This window comes from Flavobacterium sp. GQ95, assembly GCF_059758655.1.
In genome coordinates, this window is sequence record NZ_JCAXEB010000001.1 from 352,488 (window position 1) to 375,183 (window position 22,696).

Below are 22,696 nucleotides of genomic sequence, written 5' to 3' on the forward strand. Positions count from 1 at the left end.
TTCTTAGATTCTTAGATTCTTAGATTCTTTTAAAATAAATTTACTTCGCAAATTTATTTTTCAGTACGTGAATTTACACAATAAAAAAAGCCTCTTCAAAAGAAGAGGCTTTAGTACTCAGAGCGGGACTTGAACCCGCACGAACATTGCTGTTCACTGGATTTTAAGTCCAGCGTGTCTACCAATTTCACCATCCGAGCATTATATGGTTTTGAGCGAAAAACGGGGCTCGAACCCGCGACCTCGACCTTGGCAAGGTCGCGCTCTACCAACTGAGCTATTTTCGCGTTTCAAATTTTAGTAAGAACTGCAATACTGACTTGTTCTGTATTGCGAGTGCAAATTTAGGACATTTATTCAATTATACAAGCCTTTTTCGAAAAAAAATTACACTTATTTTATAACCTTCTGATAACCTAAACTTTAAATCTGAAAATTTATTTCTTAACAATCATCCTTTTAATCTCATTGAGTTTCATCAATGCTTCAACCGGTGTGATTGAGTTTATATCAAGACTTAAGATCTCTTCTTTTATCTCTTCTAACAAAGGATCATCTAAATTAAAGAAGCTCATCTGCATTTCATCATTAGGAGTTTTGATCCCGTTTAAGGCATCGCTCGAATGATTCTTCTCCAATTTCTTTAAAAGTTTCTGTGCTTTCAAAATTACAGTCTGAGGCATTCCTGCCATTTTTGCCACGTGAATTCCAAAACTGTGAGCACTTCCTCCTTTTACCAGCTTTCTAACAAAAAGAACGGTGTCTTTTAATTCTTTTACCGCAACATTATAATTCTGAATTCTCGGAAGTGATTCCGTCATTTCATTTAACTCATGATAATGCGTTGCAAACAATGTTTTTGCTCTTCCCGGATGTTCATGTAAAAACTCGGCAATAGCCCAGGCAATCGAAATTCCGTCATATGTACTTGTTCCTCTTCCAATCTCATCCAATAAAACTAAACTTCTGTCTGAGATATTATTCAAAATAGAAGCCGTTTCATTCATCTCTACCATAAAAGTAGATTCTCCCATCGAAATATTATCTGACGCTCCTACTCTGGTAAAGATTTTATCTACAATTCCCATTCGAACGCTGTCCGCCGGAACAAAACTACCCATTTGAGCCAACAATACAATTAAGGCTGTTTGTCTCAAAATTGCTGATTTACCAGACATGTTCGGCCCGGTAATCATAATAAGCTGCTGGGTTTCTCTATCCAAATAAACATCATTCGCGATATAAGGCGTTCCAACTGGTAATTGTTTTTCAATCACAGGATGCCTTCCATTTTTAATATCTAACTCAAAAGTTTCATCAATTTCCGGACATACATATTTATTCTCAACCGCTAATTGTGTAAATGAACACAAACAATCCAGTTGCGCCACTAAATTAGCATTCATTTGTACTGGCTTGATATAAGTTGCAATCCAGGCTACTAATTGTTCAAAAAGATCTGTTTCAATTTTATGGATTCTTTCTTCGGCACCTAAAATTTTAGTTTCGTATTCTTTTAATTCTTCTGTAATGTAACGTTCGGCATTTACCAAAGTCTGCTTACGAATCCATTCTGTCGGAACTTTATCTTTATGTGTATTTCGAACTTCAATATAATATCCAAAAACATTATTGAAAGAGATTTTCAAAGACGAAATTCCAGTTCGCTCGGATTCTCTTTTTTCAATTCCTTCTAAATATTCTTTTCCAGAAGTTGAGATTGCACGTAATTCATCTAATTCTTCACTAATTCCTTTTGCAATGGCATTCCCTTTCGCAATAGCAACCGGTGCATCCTGATTTAAAGTTACTTTGATTTTTTCTCTTAATAAATCACAAGCATGCAAACTGTCTCCAATAATTTTTACCGCTTCCTGTGGACTTTGTAATGCCAAGGTTTTAATTGGAATAATAGCATCCAGAGATTCTTTCAGATAAACAATTTCACGTGGCGAAACTTTTCCGGCAGCGATTTTAGAAATCAAACGCTCTAAATCTGAAATTTGCTTGATTTGATATTGAATATTATGAAGTACTTCAGGATTTGATTTCAAATAGGAAACCACATCATGACGCCCTTTTATTTTATTGCTGTCTTTTAAAGGAAGAGCCAGCCAACGTTTCAACAAGCGCCCACCCATTGGCGAAAGCGTTCTGTCAATTACATCCAAAAGCGTTACTGCATTTGGATTATAACTGTGGTATAATTCTAAGTTTCTGATGGTAAAACGATCCATCCAAACATAGGCGTCTTCAGCAATACGCTGGATCGCTGTGATATGCTGCACACGATTATGCTGTGTTTCAGATAAATAATATAAAATTGCTCCGGAAGCAATAATCCCTTCTTTTAATTCTTCGACTCCAAAACCTTTCAGGGAAACCGTTTGGAAATGTTTCGTCAAAATTTCTAAAGCATAGTCTTCTTTATAAATCCAGTCTTCTAAATAAAAACTATGAAAATCATCTCCAAAAGCAGCTTTGAAATCACCTTTGTTATTCTTCGGAACTAAAACTTCACTCGGATTAAAATTCTGCAAAAGTTTATCAATATATTCTGCATTTCCCTGAGCCGTTAAAAATTCTCCCGTTGAAACATCCAGAAAGGAAATTCCGATATTTTTATTAGCAAAATAAACAGATGCTAAAAAGTTGTTTGATTTAGATTGTAAAACCTCATCATTTAAAGAAACTCCCGGAGTTACCAATTCAGTAACGCCACGTTTCACAATAGTTTTAGTCATTTTTGGATCTTCAAGCTGGTCGCAGATTGCAACACGAAGTCCGGCTTTGACTAATTTTGGCAAGTATGTATTAATAGAATGATGCGGAAAACCAGCCAAAGCTGTTTCAGTTTCAGAACCCGCACCTCTTTTAGTTAAAGTTATTCCAAGAATTTTAGAAGCTCTAATGGCGTCTTCTCCAAACGTTTCGTAAAAATCACCCACTCTGAAAAGCAGACATGCATCAGGATATTTTCTCTTGATTTCGTTGTACTGTTTCATTAAGGGTGTTTCTTTCACCTCTTTCTCTTTCGCTGCCAAATTGTAATGTTTTAAATGAAAATTTATGACAGCGAATTTATAATATTTTAGCGGCATATAGAAGGGCTTCAAAAATTAAAATATTTTTAAGAATTTTTTAAGTTGAGATATAAGAATTTTATATAGATTTGTTCATAATTAAACAAAGACTCTTTAAAGATGAAAAAAATAATTTTATTTGTTATGGTTGCTGTAGTTGGAATTACAGCTTCAAACGCTCAAAGCACTAAAAAAGCTAAAGTTGCTAAAGTTGAAGGAGCCGGAATGGTTTTTGAAAACGAAACAATTGATTACGGAACTATCGCTCACAATGCTGACGGTAACCGTCAGTTTGTTTTTGTAAATAACGGAACAAAACCATTAATCATTACAAACACTCAGGGATCTTGTGGCTGTACTGTACCTACAACACCAAAAGAGCCAATCGCTCCAGGTGCTAAAGGTATTATTGGTGTAAAATATGCTACTGACAGAGTTGGTGCTTTTACAAAAACGGTAACTGTTACTTCTAATGCTGAAGGACAACCTACAAAAGTACTTACTATTAAAGGTACTGTTTTACCAGATCCGGTAAAAAGCTAATCTGAAAAGAAAATAAAATAATCGAAAAAGCTTCCTTATCTTTGGAAGCTTTTTTTATGACCTGAATGCAACACCAATGAGAAAACTTGAAAATAGCGAACTGGATCGCAAATCGATTGAAGATTTTAAAAAATCAGACAAAACACCTCTAATTTTAGTTTTGGATGATATCCGCAGTTTGCACAATATTGGTTCTGTATTTAGAACTGCCGATGCTTTTTTGATTGAAAAAATCATTTTATGCGGTATTACAGCGACTCCTCCAAATAAAGAAATCCACAAAACGGCTCTTGGCGCTACAGAAACCGTAGCTTGGGAACATCATGAAAATGTATTGGAAGTTATTAAAAATCTTAAAAAAGAAAATATCCTAACGCTCGCCATTGAACAAGTGGAAAGTTCCGTTTTTCTTCAGGATTTTAAAGTTGCGAAAAATCAAAAATATGCATTGGTTTTTGGGAACGAAGTATATGGCGTTGCACAGGAAGCCGTAGCTATTTGTGATGGCTGTATTGAAATTCCGCAATTAGGCACTAAACACTCCCTAAACATTGCTGTTAGTGCAGGAATTGTAGTTTGGGATTTATTCCAGAAATTAAACTGGCCAAGTACTGATTAAATGTTATTTTTCAATACATCTTACCTTTAAATGTTAGAAATTGAAATATATTTTTTTATTATTATAAAATTGATACTTTTATAAAATGAAAACTATCAATTTCTTAAAAATAACCATTTTATTTTCTTTATTGTTATCCAGTTTTTTGGGTTTTGCTCAATACACCGCAATTCCTGATTCAAATTTTGAACAAGCTCTGATCGATTTAAATATTGATTCCGGAGCCATTGATGGTCAAGTCCTGACCGTAAATGTTAAAACTATAAAAGCATTAGATCTTCAGTCCAAAAACATTTCAGATTTAACTGGAATCGAAGCTTTTATGCAGCTGGAGCAGTTGAAAATTGGATTACTTAACAACAATCCCGCTAACAGCAACAAAATCAAAAACTTAAACATCAGCAACAATCTTAATCTTAATTATTTAATCTGTAATAATAATGAATTAACCACTTTAGATGTTTCAAAAAATATCAATTTAAGCACTTTATATATAGACAGTAATAAATTAACGAGTATCGATATATCTAAAAACATAAATCTGACTACTTTTTCCTGCAGATATAATAACCTGACCAGCTTAGATCTAACAAAAAATTCTGCGTTAACTAATTTAGATTGTTCTGCAAATCAATTAAGTAATTTAGATGTTTCTAACAATACTGCACTTCTTTATTTAAGCCTGTATAACAATCAATTATCCAACTTAGATATCTCTGCCAATAATAAGCTAAAGAATTTAAGCTGTGGTAATAATCAATTATCCAGTTTAGACCTATCAACAAAATTAGCTTTAGAATACTTAAATTTTGAGAGTACTCAAATCACTACTATCGACGTTAGTAAAAATATACTATTGACGGGTTTAGAATTTAGAAATAATAAAATTGCGGTTTTAGATATATCTAAAAATACAAAATTGGTTCGATTAGACGCCACATCAAACCTTTTAACAAATATTGACATTTCCAAAAATATTTCTTTGGATGGTATTTTACTTAATTTTAATCAACTATCTACTTTAGATGTTTCAAAAAACATTGTCTTGCAAAGTATAGATTGCGCCCTTAATACTTTATCAAACCTGGATCTTTCTAAAAATAGTTTGTTAGTTTTTTTAGATGTTAACGGTAATTCTTTGACCAATCTGGATGTTTCAAATAATCCAAAATTGATATCTTTAAGTGCTAACGCAAATAACCTGGTAAGTTTAGACCTTTCTAAAAATAACAATCTAATGAGTTTTAGATCTGCAGGAAATCAGCTGACAAGCTTAAACTTAAAAAACGGAGCTAATAAGAAACTTCAACTTTTAGATTTTAAAGCAAATTCTGTTCTTCGTTGTATAGAAGTAGACGATGAGAATTATTCAAACGCCAATTGGTTTACCTATAAAGATGCTTCTGCTTCTTATTTGAATAACTGTAATAAAATTGCTATTACTACTGCACCTAAATTAACTGCTGAAGGAGATCAATTATACTGTCCTGCAACACAAATTAACATTGTTACCAAATTTTCTATCACTCATGATGTGGCAGAAACAGGTACGCAGGCTGCTTATATTCAAATTTCATCAGGCTATTCCAACGGATTAGATCAACTTACGCTTTCAAATCCAGGTTTACATCCAACAATCACAACAAGTTGGGATCCTACTGCCGGAAAATTAACATTATCAAATGTCACTGGAGGCGATGCTTTATATTCTGATTTAGAAGCTGCTATTAAAGATATAGTATTTTCTAATTCATCAGCTACAGCCTCGGGAACCAGAACTTTTTCTATAACTGTTGGTCAGGCCAACTACTTACCTTCTACAGGACATTATTATTTATATGTACCGAGTATTGGCATTACCTGGACTGCTGCAAGAGATGCCGCAGAAGCAAAAACCTACTATGGTCTAAAAGGATATCTGGCAACTCTTTTATCAGCTGATGAAGCCAAGTTAAGCGGTGAACAAGCCTCAGGAACAGGCTGGATTGGCGGAAGCGATCAGGAAACTGAAGGTACTTGGAAATGGGTTACCGGTCCTGAAGCCGGAACAGTAATGTCTTACACTTTCTGGAATAATGGCGAACCAAACAATTTAGGGGATGAGGATTATGCCCATATTACACAGCCTGGAGTAGGAATTAGAGGATCATGGAACGATTTATCAAATACAGGATCAACAACTCCCGGAGATAATTATCAACCTAAAGGTTATGTGGTTGAATACGGAGGATCACCTGGCGAACTTCCGTTAGAAATAGCAGCAAGTACCAAAATTACAATTCCGGTCGCTAGCGCACTTACTCCAAACCCAATTTGTGATTCAGGAAATTTAACTATAAGTGCAACTGCAACAACTGGCGCAACAATTAGTTGGTACGATCAGGCAACCGGAGGCACTCCTTTGGCAACCGGAAGTTCTTTTACAACTCCGATAATAAATACCTCAACTACTTATTATGTTGATGCTGGTTGCGAATCGAATCGTAAATCGGTTATCGCTGTCGTGAATAAAACTCCCATAACACCCGTTGTCGCTTCGTCAAATGTTTCAAGATGTGGTCCCGGAAGTGTAAATCTACAAGCAACGACAGATGTTGGCCTTATTAACTGGTACACCACTGCAACCGGAGGAATACCCGTTTCCACTGGAAATAATTTTACTACACCTACCATTTCATCCAATACTGTATATTACGCTGAAGCTTCAAATAATGGCTGTCTCAACACTAATCGTACCCCTGTAAATATTACCATTTACACTCCACCGGTTGTTACTGATGAAGAAGTTCCATTGTGTCAAAATCAGAAGAAAACAATAGATGCCGGAATATCCGGAATGACTTATCTATGGTCTACAGGAGCTACAACTCAAACTATTGAAATAAGTGCCGGAGGTACTTATACCGTAGATGTTACAAGTCCAGCACCTGAAGGTTGTACCAGCAGAAAAACAATTAAAGTTGATGATCATGAAATTCCACAAATAGATCGTATTGATGTTAATGGAACCAGAGTTGTTGTTTACCTTAAGAAAGAACAAGATTATTTTGAGTATTCTGTTGATGGAACTAATTTTCAGGATTCTAATGTATTTTATGATGTTCCTGGCGGATTGCAAACTGTCTATGTAAGGGAAAAAAGTGGATGTGGTGGTACCGCTAAAAACTTCGTAGTGCTTGTTTTTCCTGCATTCTTTACTCCTAACAATGATACTTTTAATGACTTTTGGGAAGTTACCGGAATGGAAAATTATCCGCAGGCACAAGTTACTATTTTTGATCGTTATGGAAAATTACTAGCACAATTAAGTACTTCAAGGATGAGTTGGGATGGGACTTTCAACAAAACTCCATTACCTGCTTCTGATTACTGGTATTCTTTAAAAATTGATAATACTCAACCCGTTTTGAGAGGTCATTTTTCTTTGAAAAGATAAATTAATTAGAAAATTCGTCAATTAGAAAATTAGATAATGACATAGAATACTATAAAACAATTATCTAATTTTCTAATTGGCACATTGACACATTATCTTATTTTCTTCCGAATTTCATCCAATATAAAAAGATAATCTTCGTGCTTTCTCACAAAGTCACGATCTGAAACATCAATTATTAAAACATTTAAATCCGTCTGGGATTTAATATAATCCAAATACCCAGTGTTGATTTTATCCAAATATGCTGCTTCGATATTCTGCTCGTAATTTCTGCCGCGCTTTTTGATATTTTGAAGTAAACGTTCTGTATTTTGATATAAATAAATATACAAATCAGGCTTTGGCATTTCTTTATAAATAATATCGAATAAGTTTCTGTACAAACGATATTCATCTTCTGCCAAAGTAATTTTAGCAAAAATCAGTGACTTAAAAATATGATAATCAGCTACTACAAAATCTTTAAATAAATCAAATTGGGCCAGATCATCCGATAATTGCTGGTAACGGTCGGCCAAAAAAGACATTTCAAGCGGGAAAGCATATCTATTTTGATCTTTATAAAATTTGGGTAAAAACGGATTATCTGCAAAACGCTCTAAAACCGTTTTGGCATTAAAATCATCTGCGATTTTATTTACCAACGTTGTTTTTCCAGCCCCAATATTCCCTTCAAAAGCAATATAATTAAACTTTTCCAGCGGAATTTCCTGCAAAGGATTTTTCAAATCCTGAACAACTTTACAAACACTATCATCTGGTGTAACGGCAATTAATTCTAAAATAGATTTTTGAAAAACAGGATGTTTCCAGTTTAATTTTAAATCCTGCATGGGCATCAATACAAATTTTCTGTTCTGCATTAAGGGATGCGGAACCTGAAGTTTCTCAGAATCAATAATTTCATCATCAAAAATAATCAAATCAACATCGATGATTCGGGATTGGTAGCCTTGTTGATTGGAACGGATACGACCCAATTGTTTTTCGACTTTTAAAACCTGATTCAGTATTTTTTGTGCAGATGAAGCACTATGCAACAATAACGCACAATTATAAAAAGCATCACTTTCGAATCCCCAGGCAGGAGTTTCGTATAGCTTTGAAACCTGAATAACCGTTCCTACTTCCTGATGTATCAGAGCAATACAACTCTCAATGTTTTCTAACCGATTTCCCTGGTTACTGCCTATAGATAAAACGATTTGATGCTGTGACTTCATAATGCAAATTAACTAAAACTATTTCAGAATTACTCATATTATTTACTTCAAGAACCAGAAGTTTCGAATTATTTCTAACTTCTTTTTCTGTTGTTTTTCTTAAATTTATTTTCAAAAAAATATTCTTTCACACTAAATTGACAAATGTAAAAACAACAAATAATTCATTATATCTTGTATCAGAACTAATTCCATTTAGTTTATATTTGTAACAAACCAACCTTTTTTACGACTTATTAAAAAAATATAATTATGAAGTTTTTAGGAAATGTAATTGCCACAGTCATTGGTATTTTTGTATTCATTATGTTATTCTTCTTTGGAGTAATTCTAATCACAGCTATTTTTGGCGGAGATGATACGGTTTCTGTAAAAAATGATTCTGTCATTGAATTAAACTTAAAAGAAATCCAAAATGATTATGCCGGAAAATATAAAGACCCCTGGGTAACTGTTTTTTCTGAACAAAAGGGAATTGGTTTAAGCGATGTTATCAACGCTATCGAAGCTGCAAAAACAGATGACAATATTAAAGGAATTTCGATCTTAAACGACGAATCTTCTTTAGGATTGGCGCAATATAAAGATTTAAGAAACGCCCTTGAAAGTTTCAAGAAATCAGGGAAATTTGTCTGGGCTTATGCCAATACTTATTCTCAAAAAGAGTATTATCTAAATTCAGTAGCAAATACAGTTTATATAAATCCGGCGGGAGATTTAGATTTTAAAGGACTCTCGTCTGAAGTAATGTTCTTTAAAGATTTTCAGGACAAATCAGGTATTCATATGGAAGTGATTCGTCATGGAAAATACAAAAGTGCCGTTGAACCCTTTTTAGAAAATAAAATGAGTGATGCCAACAGAGAACAAGTTACAGCACTTTTGAACTCTATCTGGACAACTGTTTCTACTGATATTTCAAAAAGCCGAAACATTCCCCTTCCGAAACTGAATGAAATTGCAAATGGTTTATTGGCAAGAACGCCTGAAATGGCCAAAAAAGAAGGCTTGGTAGATATTGTGGCGTACGAAGATGTTTATCATAATGCCATCAAAAAAGCTTTAAAAGTAACTGGTGATGATGATTACAATAAAATTTCGATCTTAGATTACACACAAAATAATGTTACAACTGCTTTGACCAACACCGCCAGCGACCAAATTGCAATTATTTATGCACAAGGTGAAATTACAGGCGGAGAAGGTGATGTTAACGTAATTGGCGAAGGTGCAATGCGTCGCTCTTTGCAGGAAGCCAGAAAAAATGAAGATGTAAAAGCAATTGTTCTTCGAATTGACAGTCCGGGAGGAAGTGCTCTAACTTCTGATTTGATCTGGAGAGAAATTGAGATAACTAAAAAAGTAAAACCAATTGTCGTTTCTATGGGTAATTATGCTGCTTCAGGGGGTTATTATATTGCTTGTAATGCCAATAAAATTTTCGCTGAAAGCAACACCATTACAGGTTCAATTGGAGTATTTGGAATTTTACCAAACTTTACTCCTTTGGCTACTAAATTAGGAATCTATACCGAGCAAGTAAAAACACACGAGAATTCGGCTAATTATAGTCCCTTTGTTCCTGTTGACGAAAAATTCAAAGCTTTTACTTTGGAAGGAGTTGAACACATTTACAACACTTTCGTAACACATGTGGCTCAGGGCCGAAAAATGACATTTGCACAAGTAGATGCCATTGCCCAAGGAAGAGTTTGGTCTGGAAGTGAAGCCCTAAAAATTGGCTTGGTTGATAAAATTGGAGGATTAAATGACGCTATTGCAGAAGCTGCAAGAATTGCAAAAGTAAAAAAATACAGTACACAGAATTATCCTGAATACGAAAAAACATTTGGCGATCTTTTAGCCAATATGCCTTTTGCAAAATCTAAAGAAGCTTTTATAAGAGAAGAAATTGGCGAAGAAAATTATCTTTTGATTGAGCAGGTAAAAAGATTCCAGAGACAACAAGGCGTTCAGGCAATGCTTCCTTTCGGAATAAATATTAAGTAATTCCATTCAAAAAATGAAAAAGATATTTTTGTTTGTCAGCATTTTATTTTTGAGTTTTGTAAGCGCTCAGGATAAAAGTGCAGTTACTTTTAAAGAATCTCCGATAATCTTAAAAATTAATACAGACCAACTTTTTGGAACCTTGACAACTCCGGATTTAACAAAGAAATATCCGGTTGCCTTAGTTATTGCCGGCTCAGGGCCAACAGACCGAAATGGCAATAATCCAATGATGAAAAACAATTCATTGAAAATGCTGGCTGAAGTTTTAGCGAAAAACGGAATCGCCTCATTACGATACGACAAAAGAGGAATTGGTGAAAGCAAACCTTCTGCCATTTCTGAACAAAGTTTAGTTTTTGAAAATTATACAGAAGATGCCAAAAGCTGGATTAATTTATTGAAACAGGATAAACGTTTTTCAGAAATTGTTATAATCGGGCATAGTGAAGGTTCTTTGATTGGCATGATTGCCGGAGCAAAAGCCAATAAATTCATTTCTATTGCTGGTCCGGGTGAATCGGCTGATAAGCTTATCAAAACACAAATCGAATCAAAAGCAAACAAACAATTAAACGATCTTACTTTCCCAATTATTGATAGTTTAAAAAATGGGAATAAGGTAAAAAAGGTAGATCCAATGCTTAATGCTCTTTTTAGACCAAGTATTCAGCCTTATTTGATTTCATGGTTTAAATACAATCCGCAAGCAGAAATTAAAAAATTGAATGTTCCAATTTTAATTGTACAAGGAAACAACGATTTGCAAGTAACTGTAAAAGATGCTGAAACTTTATCGCAGGCCAATAAAAATGCCGAACTTTTGATTGTCGATAAAATGAATCATATTATGAAAATTGTTGAAGGAGACAAACAAGCCAATCTGGAAAGTTATAAAAACGAAAGCTTACCTCTTTCTGAAGTTATGACCTCGAAGATTATTTCATTTATTAAAAAATAATTCAGAATCATAAAACCATTAAAAATCCGTTTGATATATATAGTCAAAACGGATTTTTTAATTTTAACAAATAGTCTATATATTCTTATGCTTTTGTGAAAAAATTATTACTAAACTCATATAAAAAAATTATTTTTGCAACCAGTTAATAACGACATAAACCCTCAAATCTATAAATAATTATGCTTAAGAAAATTTTAAAGATTACCGCAATTGTTCTTGTGGTATTTGTTGCGGCATTATTTGCCATCCCCTATTTTTTTAAAGATCAGATAAAAGCAAAAATTGCAGAAGCCATCAACGAAAGTGTCGATGCCAAGGTGAGTTTTGCCGATGCCGATTTAAGTTTGTTTAAAAATTTCCCAAATGCGACAGTAGGAATTGAAAAATTAGTCATTATCAACAAAGCTCCTTTTGAAGGTGATACTTTGGTTTCATTGGGTGAACTGAACCTTAAAATGAGCATCAAGGAAATTTTTAAAGGAAAAGATGAACCTTTGAACATTCAGGGTATTAGTTCTACAAATGGATTAATCAATATCATCTTCAATAAAGATGGTGTTGGTAACTTTGACATTGCTTTGAAAGACAAAAAAGAAGATACTAAAGATGACAAAAGCAAACCGCTTTCTTTAAAAATTCAAAACTACAAAATCGAAAATTTCACTTTCAGATATATTGATCAGGGATCGAAAATTAAAATGGTAATCGACAGTTTAAATCACGAAGGAACAGGAGATTTTACCAATTCAAAATTAGATTTAACGACAAAATCTACAGCAAAAGTATCATTGGATATGGATAAAATCAATTACATGAAAAATGTAAAACTGACTTTAGATGCTGTTTTAGGAATCGACTTAGAAAAAAGCAAATATACTTTTAAAGAAAATAAAGCTTTAATCAACCAATTGCCTTTAGAATTTGACGGATTTATCCAGATGGTTGATGCTGGTCAGATTTATGATTTGAAATTTAAAACGCCAACCTCATCTTTTACCAACTTCTTAGGATTAATTCCTTCAGCTTATGCTGCTGGTTTAGACGGTGTAAAAACAACCGGAGACTTTACTGTTGCTGGTTTTGCAAAAGGACAATTAACAGATACTACGGTTCCTAAATTCAATATTGCTATTGCATCAAATAATGCATCATTTCAATATCCAAACTTGCCAAAATCAGTTCAGAATATTGTAATTGACACTAAAATTATAAATGAAACCGGAATTCTAAATGATACCTACGTCAACTTAGATAAACTTTCATTCCGAATTGATCAGGACGTTTTTAGCGCTAAAGCGAATATTAAAAACATAACGATAAATCCGTACGTAAATGCAGCTTTAAAAGGAACTATCAATTTAGCAAACCTTTCAAAAGCATATCCAATAAAAATGGACAAACCTTTAGCAGGTATTTTAAAAGCGGATGTTACTACAGAATTTGATATGGCTTCGGTTGAAAAAAGCCAATATGAAAATATTAAAAATGCAGGAACTATGAGTTTGTCAGGATTTAAATATACTGATGAAAACAATAAGTCAATGAACATTAGTACAGCTTTGGTTGAGTTTAATCCGAGTAAAATCAACTTAAAACAATTTAATGCGACTACCGGAAAATCTGATATTGCTATCAACGGGGTTTTGGAAAATTTCTACGGTTTTATGTTTAAAAAACAAGAATTGAAAGGAAACTTTAATATGAGTTCTAATCAATTGGCTGTTGACGATTTTATGACTGAAGGCGAACCTGCAACAGAGAAAACCGCAGCAAAACCAACAGAAGCTATGAAGATTCCAGCTTTCTTAAATTGTACTATAAATGCAAAAGCAACAACAGTTTTATATGACAATTTAAAACTAAAAGATGTTTCAGGAAGGTTAATTGTAAAAGATGAAAAAGCCCTTTTAGAAAACTTCAAAACATCAATCTTCGGAGGAACAATTGGTTTAACCGGAGCGGTTTCTACAAAAGAAAAAGTACCCACTTTTGATATGAATTTAGGCTTCAATCAGGTTGACATTGCGCAGACATTTACGCAATTAGAAATGATGAAAAAAATTGCTCCTATTGCTGGAATTATAAACGGAAAATTGAATTCGACAATTAAACTGAACGGAAATTTAGATGCTAATGAATTAACTCCGGACCTGAAATCAATTTCAGGAGATTTATTAGGACAATTACTTTCGACTACCATAAATTCTAAAAATTCGACTTTATTGAACGCTTTAGGTTCAAACATCAAATTTATTGATATGAATAAAGTGAATTTGAACGATATTAAAGCGGCATTAACTTTTGACAACGGAAAAGTAAATGTAAAACCATTTGACATCAAATATCAGGATATTAAAATCACAGTTGGAGGAACTCACGGTTTCGACCAAACGATGAATTACAACTTAAAATTAGATGTTCCAGCGAAATATTTAGGAAGTGAAGCGAATGCATTTCTAGCTAAAATGTCTCCTGCAGATCAGGCAAAACTGCAAAACATTCCTATTAACGCGATGATTACAGGAAACTTTTCTAATCCGAAAGTGTCAACAGATATGAAAAGTGCTGTTAGTAGTTTAGCTTCTCAGGTAGCCAATCAACAAAAAGAGAAATTAACTCAAAAAGGAGCATCGGCGCTTAACGATTTGATTAATAAAAATACTAAAGCAAAAGATACAACACAAGCCGCAAAAACAGAAAAAGAGCAAAAGACTCAGGAAACGACTAAAAAAGCAACCGATTTGATAAACGGTTTATTTAAGAAGAAAAATTAAACCAATAAAAAAGGCATCCGACGCGTCGGATGCCTTTTTTTCTTTCAACTAATATCTTGTTATATTGCATTTGAATAAATGTTTAATTTTCCATTATTCAAAATTGAATTTATAGTCTTTAAATAATCCTTATTCGTACACAAAGTAACATCTACTCCGATACTGCAATTGTCATAAGGCTCATATTTTTTTAGGTTTGAAACAGAAAACAATCCTATTGTTGGAGTTTGTACGGCACTTGACAAATGCATAATACCACTATCTGCGCCAATAAATAAATCAGTATTGGCGATAACAGATCCTATTTCGCGAATATCTTTACTATAAAATGTTGGAGCTTTAAATCCTATTTGTGAAACATTCTCTACAGGCAAAATTTCAATGATATTATAGTTTTTATATTCAGTTGTAAGTTGTGTATAAAAATTATCCCACCATTCCTCTGATAAACATTTTTCTCCGGTTGCAAAGGTAAATATGCAAATTGTTCTTTTCTCATTCTTTATCAGGTAATATAAAACTTTCTTGCCTTCAGCTATTTCAGCAGAGGATAATTTAAGATTCAATGGAGGTATAATTTTGTTGCTTTTTGGAAATCTAAGCTTGGTTAAATAATTACGAAAGTTATAAACGGGATATTTTGCGATATGGGCATAATCCTTTTTTATAAGTTGAGTATCTTCATTTGAATCACCATAAAATTTATATTTAGCATTTGAAAACTGAACTGCTAAACGTCCTGAAGAAGAATTTTGATCGACGTTGATCGCCATATCATAATTTTGTCTTTTTATCGAAATCCAAACATTAAGGTATTTTAGCAAATTTTTAAACGGCTTTTTAGGTAAATCAATTACTTTATCGATGCTTTCATAATTCTCAAAGATTATTGGAGCTAATGTTCCCTTAACAAACAAATCGACTTTACAATTTGGAAATATCTCAGTGACTTCCTGAATAAGAGGAGTAATCAATAATAGATTTCCTAATCTTCCATTTGGTCTACAGATAAGGATTCTTTTTATAGCCGTTTTATCAGCTAAAATAATATCGCTTTGCAAGCTTGCCTTTCCAATATTCTTAGTAACACTGCGCATTAAGCTGCGCCTAAAAACATTTACTTTTTTTAAAATACCCATTTATCGAATAACTTAAAGTATTATTAAATCTTCATTTAAATCCAAAAAAAACAAAGTTTGAACTAATTCAAAACTAGACTCTATTTTTTTTTAAAAGTAAATTCTTTCATTAAACAATTATTACAAAATTGTAAGCAAATGTTTCAACATTTACATCTTGAAAGAGAAATAAAAATACAAAAAATATTATTCAAACAACAAAATATTAGACAGTTAGCCAATACAAATAGACGAACACCAAATAAACCTAGACGTTTATTGTAACTACATAACCTTCTGAACCACGAACATTAAAAACAGTTCCGTCTTCAAAAATTAAATACTGGCCTTTAATTCCAACTAATTTTCCACTGAAAGTAGGCGTCTTATCTAAGTTCAAACTAGCAATTTTTGCAGGATAATTTACAACCGGATAATTCAATTCGAATAAATCGTCGCTTTTTGTACAAAAATATTCCTGAACCTGTAACGGAAGTAAACTTTCGACTTTTGCTTTTTCAGCAATCAGATCAAAGGCAATTTCAGTGTCCTGAAGCATTTTTCTCCAATTGGTTTTATCAGTATAATGATTTTTTAAAGAGACTTCGGTAATTCCCGCAAGGTATCGATTTGGAACCTCAACAATAGCAATAGCACGTGTTGCACCCTGATCGATCCATCGGGTTGGGACTTGGGTTTTGCGCGTTACACCCACTTTTATCTCGGTTGACAAAGCCAAATAAACGATATGAGGTTGCAATTGGACTTTTTCTTCATAAGCTAAATCACGATCTGCAATACCCAAATGAGCCGTACTCAATTCTGGTCTCATAATCCAATCGCCTACAGCCGGGCTTGAGTAAAAACAATCATAACAAAAACCTTGTCTGTAGATTTTTTTCTTTTTACTGCAATTTAAACATTGAAAACCTGTGCAATTAATTTCGATTTCCTTATTCAATAACTGGTTCATACTAAGAAAACTATCTTCAAAAACCAGATAATACTGAATAGGATTTCCGATTTCTGTCTGCATTTTTGTAAGTACGCCTTGATATGTCATTGTATTTTAGATTGCTGATTTTAAATTTTAGATTTGTTCAGGATAGTGAACTTTTATTGTTAAAATTCCACTTCCGAACGGGAATCTTTACTTCAAATAGAATTGTTTTTTACAAAAAAACACTATTTTTGATACAAAGGCAAAGTTAATCTTTGTCCTAATGATATTCAAATTTTAAATTCCTGATTTTTACAATAACATAAAATCAGCAATCTAATCCCGCCCCGACGTTTCGGGATCAGGACAATAATCTAAAATCTAAAATTATTCATGCCCGTATCAATCATTAACTCTTTCGCATCCTGGGTCCTGAAACAAAGGATACATCAAATAGAACTTTTTCTAAAATACCCGAATGAAGTTCAGGAAGAGCTATTGCATAATTTATTGACCTCCTCAGAAAATACTGTTATTGGGAGAAAATATGATTTTGCCTCTATAAGTTCTTACCATACATTTGCTGAAAGAGTGCCAATTGCTACTTATGAAGAATTGCAGCCTTTAATTGAACGCACACGTCAGGGTGAACAGGGCGTTTTTTGGGAATCGCCAATAAAGTGGTTTGCCAAATCGAGCGGAACAACCAATGCCAAAAGTAAGTTTATCCCCGTAAGCAACGAAGCTTTGGAAGATTGTCATTATAAAGGAAGTAAGGATTTACTTTGTTTGTATCTGAATAATAATGAAGATTCTGAATTGTTTTTAGGGAAAAGTCTTCGTCTGGGAGGAAGCTCTCAGATTTATGAAAACAACAATACTTTCTTTGGAGATTTATCAGCGATATTAATTGAAAATATGCCTATTTGGGCCGAATTTAGCAGCACGCCAAGCAGTAAAACTTCGTTGATGAGTGAGTGGGAAGCTAAAATTGCTGCTATTATAAATGAAACCAAAACTGAAAATGTGACCAGTTTTGCCGGCGTTCCATCATGGATGCTGGTTTTAATGAATAAGGTCTTAGAAGATACAGGAAAAGGGAATTTGCTTGAACTTTGGCCAAATCTCGAAGTTTACTTTCATGGTGGCGTAAGTTTTTCTCCTTATAAAGAACAATACAAGAAAATCCTGCCTAGCAAAGATTTTAAATACTACGAAATATACAATGCTTCTGAGGGCTTTTTTGCTATTCAGGATTTAAATAACTCCAGTGATTTATTACTTATGCTGGATTACGGAATTTTCTACGAATTTATTCCGATGGATACTTTTGATACTCCAAACCAAAAGGTAATTCGCTTAGCCGATGTCGAACTGAATAAAAACTACGCTATTGTCATTACGACAAATTCTGGTTTATGGCGTTATTTAATTGGCGATACCGTTCGTTTTACTTGTTTAAATCCTTACAGAATCAGAGTTACAGGAAGAACCAAACATCATATTAATGTTTTTGGGGAAGAATTAATGGTCGAAAACACGGACCAGGCAATTGCCAAAGCGTGTCAGATTACTCAAACTGAAGTTATCGATTATACCGTTGCTCCTATTTTTATGCAGGACAAGGAAAAAGGTGCACACGAATGGATGATCGAATTCAAGAAAAAACCGGCTGATGTTGGCCTTTTCCAAAAAGTTCTCGATGAAACTTTACAGACTTTAAATTCTGACTACGAAGCCAAGCGCCAAAACAATATGACATTAAATCCTTTAGTGATTAATGTGGCACGTGAGAATTTATTTTACGATTGGTTGAAGGAGAGAGATAAATTGGGTGGACAGCATAAAATTCCGAGACTTTCGAATCAGAGGGATTATTTAGAGCAGTTGAAGGAGATGTAGATTTAAGTTTAGCCATGACTCGACCGAAGGGACAGACGAAGTAATTTCACAAATTAGCACGAATTCTTTAGAACCTTTCTTTTAAAACGATAATTCCACTAAACCGCATGAGGGATAGAAGTGGAAATCCTTTTGTGTCCGCCGCGGCGGACACAAAAGATTGGAACGGATAGCCCGACCCGCCTTTTTCGGCGGGACATGCCCATAAAAAAACCTTAGTTCAGAACATGAATTAAGGTTTTGTTTTTTATTACTATGTCCGGTTTTATTCCACACAGAAAATCACCAATCTTTGTCGAGTTCCTAGTGTGATTTCTCCTTTCGGTCGAAATGACAAAAAACTCTAAATTCTTATTTCTACATCATATCAATATACCTGTCGTGATAACCTAAAAGGTATAAAACTCCATCAAGTCCTAAACTTGAAATTGAAGTTGAAGCACTTTCTTTTACTTTTGGTTTAGCGTGGAAAGCGATTCCAAGGCCGGCTAAGTTTAGCATTGGCAAATCGTTTGCACCGTCTCCAACTGCGATGGTTTGGTTGATGTGAATACCTTCTTTTTCGGCAATGGCTTTTAAGTGTTCGGCTTTCTTTAAACCGTCTACAATATCACCTATATATTTTCCGGTTAGTTTACCGTCTTTAATTTCTAATTGATTGGCATGAACATAATCGATGCCCAATTCTTTTTGCAGGTATTCTCCAAAATAGGTAAATCCTCCTGATAGAATTGCGGTTTTGTAACCGTAATATTTTAAGGCTTTCATTAAACGGTGTGCTCCCTGCGTTATTGGTAGATTTTCGGCTACTTTTTGCAAAACTTCTTCGCTCAAACCTTCTAACAACGCCATTCGTTGTTTGAAACTTTCGTTAAAATCAATTTCACCGTTCATCGCTGATTCGGTGATCGCTCTTACCTGATCTCCTACTCCATTCAGTTCTGCCAATTCATCGATCACTTCTGTCTGGATTAAAGTAGAATCCATATCGAAGCAAACCAAACGTCTGTTTCTTCTGTAAATATTGTCTTCCTGGAAAGAAATATCGACATTCAATGTTCTTGAAATCTCCATAAAACTGGCTGTCATCAGAATTTTATTTACAATTTCGCCGGTTACCGACAATTGTATACAAGAACGCGGATATTGTTCCAGATCAACGACAGAAGTTCTGCCTGTCAATCGGATAATTGAATCGATATTCAGGTTTTGGTCTGACATTATTTTAGTTACAGCAGCCAATTGAGAAGCAGCTAGTTTCTCTCCTAAAATATTGATAATATAACGTTGTTTCGATTGTGATTTTACCCATACTTCATAATCTTCAATCGAAATTGGAATAAACTTAACCTTTATTTCTAATTCGTAAGCTTTAAACAACAAGTCTTTTAAAACAGGTGCAGAACTTGAGCCTGCTTCGATTTCGAATAAAATTCCTAAAGAAAGCGTGTCATGAATATCGGCCTGACCAATATCTAAAATATTAGCATCATATGTAGCCAATACAGCTGTTAAACCAGCAGTCACTCCTATTTTATCATGTCCTGAAACTTTTAATAAAATAATCTCTTTATCTTCTATCGCCATTTTATCCTTATTGTTTTTGAAGCGACAAAAATCGGCAATCTATTGTTGATAAAAAAGTATATTGTTTGTTTTTTTATAAACAAAAAGCACATAATCATGTGCTTTTTGAATTAATTTAACAAATATGCTCTGCTATTAAAATAACCTAACTTTTTAATTATTTATTTGGTTCATTTTCGTCAAAGTTCACCATCCAATTGACACCAAACTTATCGGTAAACATTCCGAAATAAGCTCCCCAAAACGTTTTATCCATAGGCATAAAGACGTTTCCGCCTGCTGAAAGTCCATTGAAGATTCTATCTGCTTCTGCAGCGCTTTCTACATTGATTGAAACTGAAAAATTCCCTCCAAAAACTACGTCTCCAGATTGTTCATTGCTGTCACTTCCCATTAAAATTGTATTTCCAATTGGCAATGAAACATGCATAATTCTGTTTGCGTCTTTTTCTGAAAATTCAGCACAGCCTCCGTCTTCAGCGGCCGGCATGTCCTTAAATTTTCCGATATATGGAAATTCTCCTCCAAAAACTGATTTGTAAAACAGAAATGCTTCCTCGCAATTTCCGTTAAAAACTAAATAAGGGTTTACTGATGTTGCCATGATATTTTTTGTTTTTTTGTTATAGTCTGTATTCTATTTTCTTTCTTCTATGCTCTTGCCTCTATTTTTCAGAAAGTTCTTTTACTGTCTCCAATCCTTTTGGAAAAGCCTCTTTGAAATAATCGATATATTTTTCGACTACATCAACCTGAGCAACCAAATCTGTAAACTCATCATCTGGTGTTAATCGATAGGTTTCCATTGCGCCGCTCCACTTTTGTGTTTCTTCGGTGATAGGCAATTCTTTGAAATCTTTTATTTCTCCTATATGCTTAAAAGCCATATATTCATTTGGAATTTTCTTTTCAATAATGCTATTCATTCCCTCTCCTCCCGGAGACATAAAATGAATTTTATCACCTTCATTCCAATCACTTACTGCGTAAGATCCTTCGCAAAAAGCACCCGTCCATTTTTTATACGTTTCGTCATCCCATAAAACGGACCAAACTTTTTCAACGGGAGCTTTAATTCTAATTTTAAACTCTAATGTTTCAATTGTTTCCATAACTATGATAATTTACTAAAATCCATATATAAAACATTCCAACGATGACCGTCTAAATCGGCAAAAGCACAGCCGTACATCCAGCCCTGGCTTTCAGCGGGCAAAGCAAAAACATTTCCTCCTGCTTCTGCTGCCTTTTTCGCTAATTCATCAACTTCTTCCTTACTTTCTGCATCAATCGAAATCAAAATTTCGGAACTCGATTGTGTATCTGTCAATTTGTTTTGAGAAAAACTGGCAAATAATGACTCTTCAAAAAGCATTACGACAAATTTTCCTTCACCAACAACCATACAAGTTGAACTTGGCGTATCGTGTTCTTCATTAAAAGAGAAACCTATTTTTGAAAAAAAAGCTTTTGATTTTGCCACCTCTTTTACTGGCAAATTCAGCCATATTTGTTTTGTCATCTTTTTACTGTTTTTCGTTAAACATTTTTTTTCCCACGAAGGCACTAAGACACAAAGTTTTTTTTTTTAAACCTTTAAACCTCTGTTGTTTTTGCACCTTTGAGCCTAAAAAGAATTAATTTTTTTCAACATAACTTTTAAAATTATCGAGGATCGCTTGCCAGCCTCCGCGTTGCATTTCTTCTGGGTTTACTGTTTCAGGGTCAAAACTTTCGATTACTTCAACTCCATTTGGTGTTTCTTTGAAAATTATTTCAACCTTTCTGCCATCTGCCATCACATATTCAATAGCTTCATTTTGTTTTACCAAAGTATATTCTCCTTCAAAATCAAAACTCATGCTGCCATCTTTTGCTGCCATAGTCGATTTGAATTTTTCGCCTTCTCTCAAATCATTTTCTGCAAAAGGAGTGTGCCAGTCCGGCGAAGCAAAACTCCATTTTGTAATGTGTTCCGGCAATGTCCAGAAATCCCATACTTTATCTATTGATGCATTAACTGTGTTTTGTACTGTAATCATTTTCTATTTCAGTTTATTGTTTAATTCAATTAGTCTTTAAAATTTTCAACATATTCTTTAAAATTCTGAAGAACAGCACTACAAAATTGTTCTTGCATTTCTTCAGAATTCGTTGTTTCGGGTTCAAACGTTTCTGTAAGTTCAACTTCGGCACCATTATCTTCAAAATGAACGTTTGCTGTTCTATTATCGGTAAGCTGATATTCTATCAGTGAAAATTTTTCAATTTTAGTGTATACACCTTCAAAATCAAATCCATCGCTTCCATCTTTTACAGCCATGGTGAATTTGAATTTCCCGCCTACTTTCAAATCGTTTTCTGCATATGGTGTGTGCCAATTTTCAAAAGGAACATTCCAGTTCATAATGTGTTCTGGTGATGTCCATAAGTCCCAAACTTTTTCAATTGGTGCATTAATTGTATGTTGAACCTTTATCATTTTACCGATTTA

General features: G+C 33.8%; 17 protein-coding genes and 2 tRNA genes. 7 read left to right on the forward strand and 12 right to left on the reverse strand.

Annotation, left to right across the window (positions count from 1 at the left end; translation table 11 throughout):
- Positions 1 to 114 precede the first annotated feature (114 nt).
- The 3 genes from AC6CH4_RS01525 to mutS form a co-directional block, all read right to left on the reverse strand.
- Positions 115 to 200, reverse strand: a tRNA-Leu gene (locus AC6CH4_RS01525).
- A 14-nt stretch (positions 201 to 214) separates the two neighbouring features.
- Positions 215 to 287, reverse strand: a tRNA-Gly gene (locus AC6CH4_RS01530).
- Between the two features lie 150 nt (positions 288 to 437).
- Positions 438 to 3,044, reverse strand: coding sequence for a DNA mismatch repair protein MutS (gene mutS / locus AC6CH4_RS01535; RefSeq protein WP_498099543.1), 2,607 nt, complete (start codon positions 3,042 to 3,044; stop codon positions 438 to 440).
- A 159-nt stretch (positions 3,045 to 3,203) separates the two neighbouring features.
- Here mutS and AC6CH4_RS01540 point away from each other — a divergent pair, with 159 nt between their 5' ends.
- The 3 genes from AC6CH4_RS01540 (at position 3,204) to AC6CH4_RS01550 (ending at position 7,681) form a co-directional block, all read left to right on the forward strand.
- Entirely contained in the window at positions 3,204 to 3,626 is a 423-nt protein-coding gene (locus tag AC6CH4_RS01540; protein ID WP_498099545.1) for a DUF1573 domain-containing protein, read from the forward strand.
- A 76-nt stretch (positions 3,627 to 3,702) separates the two neighbouring features.
- On the forward strand, positions 3,703 to 4,245 hold the full coding sequence (locus AC6CH4_RS01545) for an RNA methyltransferase (RefSeq protein WP_498099547.1): 543 nt from the start codon (positions 3,703 to 3,705) through the stop codon (positions 4,243 to 4,245).
- 85 nt (positions 4,246 to 4,330) lie between these two features.
- Entirely contained in the window at positions 4,331 to 7,681 is a 3,351-nt protein-coding gene (locus AC6CH4_RS01550; RefSeq protein WP_498099549.1) for an Ig-like domain-containing protein, read from the forward strand.
- Between the two features lie 92 nt (positions 7,682 to 7,773).
- Here AC6CH4_RS01550 and folK read toward each other — a convergent pair whose 3' ends face one another.
- Positions 7,774 to 8,907, reverse strand: a complete 1,134-nt coding sequence (gene folK / locus AC6CH4_RS01555) for a 2-amino-4-hydroxy-6-hydroxymethyldihydropteridine diphosphokinase (RefSeq protein ID WP_498099551.1) — start codon at positions 8,905 to 8,907, stop codon at positions 7,774 to 7,776.
- A 252-nt stretch (positions 8,908 to 9,159) separates the two neighbouring features.
- Between folK and sppA the strand changes: the two genes are divergently transcribed.
- The 3 genes from sppA to AC6CH4_RS01570 all read left to right on the forward strand — a co-directional run bounded on the left by sppA (position 9,160) and on the right by AC6CH4_RS01570 (position 14,655).
- Positions 9,160 to 10,917 carry a signal peptide peptidase SppA gene (sppA, locus tag AC6CH4_RS01560; protein WP_498099553.1) on the forward strand — a complete coding sequence of 586 codons (1,758 nt, stop codon included), beginning with the start codon at positions 9,160 to 9,162 and terminating at the stop codon, positions 10,915 to 10,917.
- Between the two features lie 13 nt (positions 10,918 to 10,930).
- Positions 10,931 to 11,878 carry an alpha/beta hydrolase family protein gene (locus AC6CH4_RS01565; protein WP_498099555.1) on the forward strand — a complete coding sequence of 316 codons (948 nt, stop codon included), beginning with the start codon at positions 10,931 to 10,933 and terminating at the stop codon, positions 11,876 to 11,878.
- A gap of 182 nt (positions 11,879 to 12,060) precedes the next feature.
- A complete protein-coding gene (locus AC6CH4_RS01570) occupies positions 12,061 to 14,655 on the forward strand; it encodes an AsmA family protein (protein WP_498099557.1) in 2,595 nt (864 codons plus the stop codon).
- A 59-nt stretch (positions 14,656 to 14,714) separates the two neighbouring features.
- Here AC6CH4_RS01570 and AC6CH4_RS01575 read toward each other — a convergent pair whose 3' ends face one another.
- Together AC6CH4_RS01575 and AC6CH4_RS01580 are read right to left on the reverse strand one after the other, a co-directional pair.
- Positions 14,715 to 15,794, reverse strand: a complete 1,080-nt coding sequence (locus AC6CH4_RS01575; protein ID WP_498099559.1) for a glycosyltransferase family 9 protein — start codon at positions 15,792 to 15,794, stop codon at positions 14,715 to 14,717.
- Positions 15,795 to 16,041: 247 nt separating this feature from the next.
- Positions 16,042 to 16,836: a DUF2797 domain-containing protein gene (locus tag AC6CH4_RS01580; RefSeq protein WP_498099561.1), complete on the reverse strand. Its 795-nt coding sequence runs from the start codon at positions 16,834 to 16,836 to the stop codon at positions 16,042 to 16,044.
- A 270-nt stretch (positions 16,837 to 17,106) separates the two neighbouring features.
- On the opposite strand from AC6CH4_RS01580, the gene AC6CH4_RS01585 reads away from it, so the two are divergent.
- Positions 17,107 to 18,615 (forward strand): GH3 auxin-responsive promoter family protein, encoded by a 1,509-nt coding sequence (locus tag AC6CH4_RS01585; RefSeq protein ID WP_498099563.1) that lies wholly within the window; start codon positions 17,107 to 17,109, stop codon positions 18,613 to 18,615.
- Between the two features lie 357 nt (positions 18,616 to 18,972).
- Here the strand turns inward: AC6CH4_RS01585 and serB are convergent, their stop codons facing one another.
- The 6 genes from serB to AC6CH4_RS01615 all read right to left on the reverse strand — a co-directional run bounded on the left by serB (position 18,973) and on the right by AC6CH4_RS01615 (position 22,684).
- Positions 18,973 to 20,202, reverse strand: a complete 1,230-nt coding sequence (gene serB / locus AC6CH4_RS01590; protein WP_498099565.1) for a phosphoserine phosphatase SerB — start codon at positions 20,200 to 20,202, stop codon at positions 18,973 to 18,975.
- 157 nt (positions 20,203 to 20,359) lie between these two features.
- Positions 20,360 to 20,806 carry a VOC family protein gene (locus tag AC6CH4_RS01595; RefSeq protein WP_498099567.1) on the reverse strand — a complete coding sequence of 149 codons (447 nt, stop codon included), beginning with the start codon at positions 20,804 to 20,806 and terminating at the stop codon, positions 20,360 to 20,362.
- A gap of 61 nt (positions 20,807 to 20,867) precedes the next feature.
- On the reverse strand, positions 20,868 to 21,314 hold the full coding sequence (locus tag AC6CH4_RS01600) for an SRPBCC domain-containing protein (RefSeq protein ID WP_498099569.1): 447 nt from the start codon (positions 21,312 to 21,314) through the stop codon (positions 20,868 to 20,870).
- Positions 21,315 to 21,316: 2 nt separating this feature from the next.
- Positions 21,317 to 21,724 carry a VOC family protein gene (locus tag AC6CH4_RS01605; protein WP_498099571.1) on the reverse strand — a complete coding sequence of 136 codons (408 nt, stop codon included), beginning with the start codon at positions 21,722 to 21,724 and terminating at the stop codon, positions 21,317 to 21,319.
- A gap of 115 nt (positions 21,725 to 21,839) precedes the next feature.
- Positions 21,840 to 22,244, reverse strand: coding sequence for an SRPBCC family protein (locus AC6CH4_RS01610; protein ID WP_498099572.1), 405 nt, complete (start codon positions 22,242 to 22,244; stop codon positions 21,840 to 21,842).
- Between the two features lie 29 nt (positions 22,245 to 22,273).
- On the reverse strand, positions 22,274 to 22,684 hold the full coding sequence (locus AC6CH4_RS01615; protein ID WP_498099574.1) for an SRPBCC domain-containing protein: 411 nt from the start codon (positions 22,682 to 22,684) through the stop codon (positions 22,274 to 22,276).
- Positions 22,685 to 22,696: the final 12 nt, after the last annotated feature.